A 6,378-nucleotide genomic window follows, 5' to 3' on the forward strand; every position below is an offset into this window, starting at 1 on the left:
GGCGAAACAGACGGCGCCGCTTACGCCGCTTCGTCCTTGGCATACTGCGCGAGGCCATGGCCCATCGACCAGTTCTCCGGCAGCGTCTCGACCAGGTTGATGAACACATCCTCCGGGCGCAGGCCGGGACTGGCGGTAAGCTTTTCGGTGATGCGGCGATACAGCGCCTTTTTCTGCGCGCTGCTGCGCGTGTTGCTGACGGTGAGCTGGATGACCACCAGATCGTCGCTGCGCGCCACGCCCAGATAGGTGGGGCTGCACCAGAAATCGGCGGCGTCATGCTCGCTCACCAGCATGAAATAGTCGTCCTCGGGCACGGTGAAGGTTTCGCGCATGGCGGCATAGAGCCCGTCGAGAATGGCCTGGCGATAGGCGGCGGGCTTGCCGCGACGGAGCGAGACACGGGTGAGCGGCATGGGGTGATCCTCCTGGTGAAACCGATGACAGGGAGGGTAGCGCGGGATTGACCATTCGAAAATGATATGAAATCATATTTCAATGATTTCCATTTCAAATGATTGGTTGCCATGAAGGCGCTGGATATCGAATGCGTGCAGGCCTTTGTGCTGGTGGCCGACCTGGCCAGCTTCACCCGCGCCGCCGAGGCGATGGACGCCACGCAGTCGGCCGTCAGCCTGAAGATCAAGCGCCTGGAAGACGAGCTGGGCCGCCGCCTGTTTGAGCGCACGCCGCGCAAGGTGCGGCTCACTGCCGCCGGGCAGCTGTTTCTCGACCGCGCCCGCCAGCTGATCGCCGCCCATGGCAATGCGCTGGAGGCCTTTGCCATCGAGCGGCGGCGGCTGAGCATCGGCATCAGCGACCATGCGGTGGGCGCCGAACTGCCGCTGCTGCTGCAGCGGGTGAAACGCGCCGAGCCGGGCCTGGTGCTGGAAATGCAGGTGGGCAGCTCGCGCGACCTGCTCGCCGCCTTCGATGCCGGCGCCTTCGATGCGGTGATCGTGCTGGGCCATGACACGCGGCAAGACGCGGGACGACGCGGCGGCGAGGTTCTGCTGTCAGAATCCTTCGGCTGGATGGCGGCGCGCGATTTCGCCCATCGGCCGGGCGAGCCTTTACCGCTGGCCGCGCAATCCGACTCCTGCGGCCTGCGCAGCATGGGCGTGACCGCGCTGGATGCGGCCGGCATCGCCTGGAGCGAGGTGTTTGTCGGCGGCGGCGTGGGGACGATTGCGGCCGCCGTTTCGGCCGGGCTGGCGATTGCCGTGCTCAGCCGCCGCGTCGCCCCGCCGGACGTGGTGGATATGGGGCCGGCGCTCGGCCTGCCGCCGCTGCCGCCGCGCGACCTGGTGCTCTATGCCAGCCTGTCTGATCCCACCGCGCGGCAGTCGCTCAGGACGCTGGCGGCGGCGATCAGGTCGACGGCCGGGTGAGAGTGGTGGCTGCATACACATGCAAACTGCCGGCTGGGTAGCTGGCGGTAGGCAAAGATTATGCAATAGGCAAGAGTGGAAAACGCCACCCATTACTTGGTGCCCAAAAAAAATCCGTTCAGGTTAAACGATCAAAGGATATGGTTATTAAAATCCGGGAAGCTGACAAATGAAAATAAAATCACTTCAAATATCTAATATCCTCAGCTTCAAGCATCATGACGATATCGCCAATGCCGCAAAAATTACATTCGAAGACGGTTTGAATATCATCATCGGAGAGAATGGCTCTGGTAAGTCAACCGCGCTTGAAATCATAAATTTCTTGTTCAAGCGAGTTTTCAATAAACAATATAACTTCAATCAAGACCTTTATTTGCGCAGGAACGCAATTCCGGCAAACGACCGGCGCCAAATCCTTCTTCCAGGAGATAACAATACTTTTAACGGGTTTCGCTTAGACCCAAACTGGGACACACCAAACCAACCACAAATTATTAGAGTTGAAATAAAATTAGATGATATTGACGCAGCCAATATTCAGAATCTGAAAAGTAATCTGGATAAGATAGGCCCGTTCATCAGTCTATATACAACTCGCGGAATTTCCGCTCCGAGCGCAAGTGGAAGCGTATATACGCTCGATATAGCTCTTAATAGACCAAACCAGAACTTCTCTCTCACATTCGTAGGGGGAGAAAAGGATTTCGGATTCGAATACTTGAGTGATTACAATTTCTATAAAGAGTCCATCTTGATGTACAACATCGAACATCCGGATGCCCAGATAACGCCAATGTACGAATCATTCGCGCTTATTAGTAGCTATAGAAATTATCATTCTTTCGAGAAATCTATTTCCTTAAGAGACCAAAATCCGTCTCAACAGTTTCGAGGCATACGTGACCTAGATTACTCCAAAAGTATGAATGCAGGGGATCAATCTGAACCAACAGTTTTTTGGCTAGTTAGGCTTCGTGTAGCAGAGAAGCACTACGATCTTATCTCTGAGAAACTCACCGAAGCTGAGTGTGAAGCTGAAGCAAACAAATTGCCATTCATCACCGAAATAAACAAACGCTTAAAGGTCGTAAATCTAAGTTGCAAAATAAGACTCGTCGATAAACGTACCTGGCAATACAGCTTTGAATTTCACGACTTGCGAAGAAATAAAATCTTAAACGACATTAACAGCCTGAGTGCGGGGCAAAAATCCATCGTTCATCTTGTGTTTGAAGCATACGGCCGTGGAGATTTAAAGGGAGGCCTGGTCATTATTGATGAGCCTGAAGTCCACCTGCATTACCAATTTCAAAATGAATACCTACAAGTAATATATGGACTAAATAAAGATCAAAACTGTCAATACATTTTGGTTACTCACTCTGAGGCATTGATAAACTCCACCACTATCAATCACGTTCGTCGCTTTTCCCTAAATAAGGAAGGCAACACAGAAATAAAATCACCTCAACTTACAGCAGATCAGAGAACACTAATTCGAATACTGGATAATACGCGATCAACATATGCATTCTTTGCCAAGAAAGTTTTATTAACTGAGGGATACACTGATCGATATCTCTTTAAGTCCATTTTGCAAGAAAAGCATCCAAATCTAGATCAAGAAATCGCGGTTCTAAATATTGAAGGAAAAGAGAATTACAATGAATGGAAAAATCTCTTTGAGAGTTTTGGCCTTGCAGTCTACTTCATCGCCGATTTCGATTTTATTCGAGGCCGCTTTTATTCAAGTGCGCCATCAAAATCCATAAAATCATTGCAAGAAGTGTCCGATTTTAAGTCCACTTATCCAGACTGGGAAGCCAACATCGATAGTGACTACTCTAACCACGTTTACATTCTAAAGAATGGCGACTTGGAGCATTATTTAGGAGTTCAAAAGAAACCAACCGAGGTAATAGATTTTTGCAATAACCAACTTTCCACATTCCTTTCTGACAACACCAATCTTAGTAGCTTGGAGATTCGAAAAATTATGGATGAGATCGTTTCATAGAAAATACTAGGGCACCTTTTTCGTGATCTCCGGCATGGCGAAGTCGAAGTCGCAGCCCTGCTCGGCCTGGGTCACCGTATCGAAATAGAGCCGCTCGTAGCCGCGCCGGCCCTCGCCGGTCGGCAGCGGCGGCAATGCCGCGCGGCGTTTCGCCAGTGTTGCCTCGTCCACCAGCAGATCGATGCGGCGGCCCTCGGTGTCGAGTTTGATGCGGTCGCCGGTCTGCACCAGCGCCAGCGGGCCACCGGCGGCCGATTCCGGTGCGATATGCAGCACAATGGTGCCATAGGCGGTGCCGCTCATGCGCGCATCCGAAATGCGCACCATGTCTTTCACGCCCTGTTGCGCCAGCATTTTCGGGATCGGGATATAGCCGGCCTCGGGCATGCCCGGCGCGCCCTTGGGGCCGGCATTGCGCAGCACCAGGATATCATCGGGCTTCACATCGAGATCGGGTGAGTCCAGGCGTGCGGCCATATCCGGCAGGCTGTCGAACACCACCGCGCGGCCTTCATGCTGCAGCAGGCTTTGCGTCGCCGCCGCCTGCTTGATGATGGCGCCATCGGGCGCCAGGTTGCCGCGCAGCACCGCCATGGCGCCGTTCTTGTACACCGGCGCCGCCATGGTGCGGATCACATCCTGTTTCCAGCCCGGCGGCATGGCGTCGATATTCTGGCCCAGCGTTTTGCCGGTCACCGTGAGGCAGTCGCGCTCGATCAGGCCGCCCAGCTCGCGCAGGATCGGCGTGAGCCCGCCGGCCTTGTGCAGGTCTTCCATGTAATGCTGGCCGGTGGGTTTGAGATCGACCAGCACCGGCGTCTCGCGGCCCATCCTGTCATAGCCTTCGAGATCGACGGCGATGCCGCTGCGGCCTGCCATTGCAGTAAGGTGAATCAGAGCATTGGTGCTGCCGCCGACCGCGAGCAGCACGCGCAGCGCGTTGCGATAGGCGGCCGGCGTGAGGATCTTGTCCGGCGTCAGGCCTTCGGCCGCCATGGCGACGGCGCGCGTGCCGGTCTGTTCGGCCAGCCGGCGACGTTCGGCATGCACGGCGGGCACCGCAGCGCCGCCCGGCAGCATCATGCCGAGCGCTTCCACCGTGAGCGCCATGGTCGAGGCCGTGCCCATCACGCCGCAGGTGCCGATGGTGGGGGCGAGTTCGGAATTCACCTCGTTGATTTCCTGGTCATTCACCTCGCCGGCGCGATAGCGCGCCCAGAAGCGGCGACAATCCGTGCAGGCACCGAGCTTTTCGCCGCGCCAGGAGCCGGCCAGCATCGGGCCGGTGACGAGCATAATCGCCGGCACATTGGCGCTGGCGGCGCCCATGAGGAGCGCCGGCACGGTCTTGTCGCAGCCGCCCATCAGGATCACGGCATCCATCGGCTGGGCGCGGATCATCTCTTCCGAATCCATCGCCATCAGGTTGCGCAGATACATGCTGGTGGGATTGGCGAAGCTTTCCTGGATCGAGATCACCGGGAAGGGCACCGGGATGCCGCCGGCCAGCATGACGCCGCGCGAGGCGGCCTCGATCAGGTCGGGCACATTGCGGTGACAGGCATTGTAGCCGCTGTCGGTATCGACGATGCCGATGATCGGGCGTTCCAGCGCCTCGTCGGTGTAGCCCAGTGCCTTGATGAAGGCCTTGCGCAGGAAGACGGAGAAGCCGGCATCGCCATAATTGGCGAGGTTGCGCTTCATGCCGGTGGCTTTCTTGTCAGCAGGCTTGCTGGTCATCGTTTCACTCCCAAATCGCAATCCTACTTAACCCGCCAGCAGGCCGAGCGCCAGCGGCACCAGGATGGCGGTGAGCAGCGCGTTCAGGCCCATGGCGATGCCGGCAAACGTCCCGGCCAGCGGATGCACCTGGAAGGCCCGTGCGGTGCCGATGCCATGGGAGGCCAGGCCGACCGCGAAGCCCCTCGCCCGCCAGTCGGTCACCTTCAGCAGGTTGAACAGCGGCGTGACGATAATGGCGCCGAGGATGCCGGTGAGCGCCACCATCACCGCGGTCAGCGCCGGGTCGCCGCCCAGCGTGTTGGCGATGCCCATGGCGACTGCCGCCGTCACCGATTTCGGCGCCATCGCCACCAGCAGCTCCTGCGGCAGGCCGAGCAGGCTGCCGACCAGCAGCACGCTGCCCAGCGCCACGATGGAGCCGACGAACAGCGCCGCCAGCATCGGCACCAGCGCCTTCAGCACGGTCTTGCGATGCTCATAGAGCGGGAAAGCCAGGGACACGGTGGCGGGGCCGAGCAGGAAATGCACGAACTGCGCGCCCTCGAAGTATGTGCCATAGGGCGTGGAGGTCGCCCACAGGATCAGGCCGATCAGCCAGATGCTGTGCAGCACCGGATTGGCCAGCGGATGCCGGCCGGTCGCCTGCGAGACGCGGTCGGCGGCCACATAAGCCGCCAGCGTCACCGTCAGCCAGAGCAGCGGCGAGCGCGACAGGAAAACCCACAGTTCAAATGTGCGGGGGGCGAAGTCGTTGCTCACTGGCTCACCTCTGTATCGCCGGTGAGGCGCAGCACCAGCTTGAAGGTGAGCAGCGTGGCGATGAGCGCCGCCACGGTGGAGACCACCAGGGTGATGGCCAGCGCCGTGGCATAAGCGCCGAAGACATCCAGCCGCTGCACCACGCCGACGCCGGCCGGCACGAACAGCAGCGAGAGATGCGCGAGGATGGTCTTGCCGGTGGTTTCCAGCTGCGGCCCGGTGAGACTGGCATGCAGACGCGCGCGGAAACGGTCGCGCAGGCCCAGCAGCAGCAGCATCAGCACCAGGCCAAGCACCGGGCCGGGGATCGGCAGCCCGACGCCGCGCGCCAGCACTTCGCCGGCCAGCTGGCAGAGCAGGATGGTGGTGAGGGCGGCGATCATGGCGGGAAGTGTCGCGCAGGCAGCGCGCGGCTGCAATCCGTTTCCCCGTCGTCCTCGGCCTTGCGCCGAGGACCTCACGCAG

At 58.5% G+C, this 6,378-nt stretch carries 6 protein-coding genes; 2 read left to right on the top strand and 4 right to left on the bottom strand.

The annotated features are described in order from the left end of the window. Positions 1-20 precede the first annotated feature (20 nt). Positions 21-416: a tautomerase family protein gene (locus AAG821_RS08070; protein ID WP_341912210.1), complete on the bottom strand. Its 396-nt coding sequence runs from the start codon at positions 414-416 to the stop codon at positions 21-23. A 111-nt stretch (positions 417-527) separates the two neighbouring features. On the opposite strand from AAG821_RS08070, the gene AAG821_RS08075 reads away from it, so the two are divergent. Together AAG821_RS08075 and AAG821_RS08080 are read left to right on the top strand one after the other, a co-directional pair. Next, entirely contained in the window at positions 528-1,391 is an 864-nt protein-coding gene (locus AAG821_RS08075) for a LysR family transcriptional regulator (protein WP_341912209.1), read from the top strand. 169 nt (positions 1,392-1,560) lie between these two features. After that, a complete protein-coding gene (locus tag AAG821_RS08080) occupies positions 1,561-3,411 on the top strand; it encodes an AAA family ATPase (protein ID WP_341912207.1) in 1,851 nt (616 codons plus the stop codon). 6 nt (positions 3,412-3,417) lie between these two features. On the opposite strand, the gene AAG821_RS08085 is transcribed toward AAG821_RS08080, so the two are convergent. From AAG821_RS08085 to AAG821_RS08095, 3 genes are all read right to left on the bottom strand, one after another. Further along, positions 3,418-5,151, bottom strand: a complete 1,734-nt coding sequence (locus AAG821_RS08085; protein WP_341912205.1) for an IlvD/Edd family dehydratase — start codon at positions 5,149-5,151, stop codon at positions 3,418-3,420. A gap of 27 nt (positions 5,152-5,178) precedes the next feature. Next, positions 5,179-5,913, bottom strand: a complete 735-nt coding sequence (locus tag AAG821_RS08090; protein ID WP_341912203.1) for an LrgB family protein — start codon at positions 5,911-5,913, stop codon at positions 5,179-5,181. Further along, positions 5,910-6,378 (bottom strand): CidA/LrgA family protein (locus AAG821_RS08095; RefSeq protein WP_341916240.1); only part of this gene is annotated, 469 nt, incomplete at its 5' end. The genes AAG821_RS08095 and AAG821_RS08090, both read right to left, overlap by 4 nt.

It is taken from the genome of Ferrovibrio terrae (assembly GCF_943372915.1).
Taxonomy (GTDB): Bacteria; Pseudomonadota; Alphaproteobacteria; order Ferrovibrionales; family Ferrovibrionaceae; genus Ferrovibrio; species Ferrovibrio terrae_A.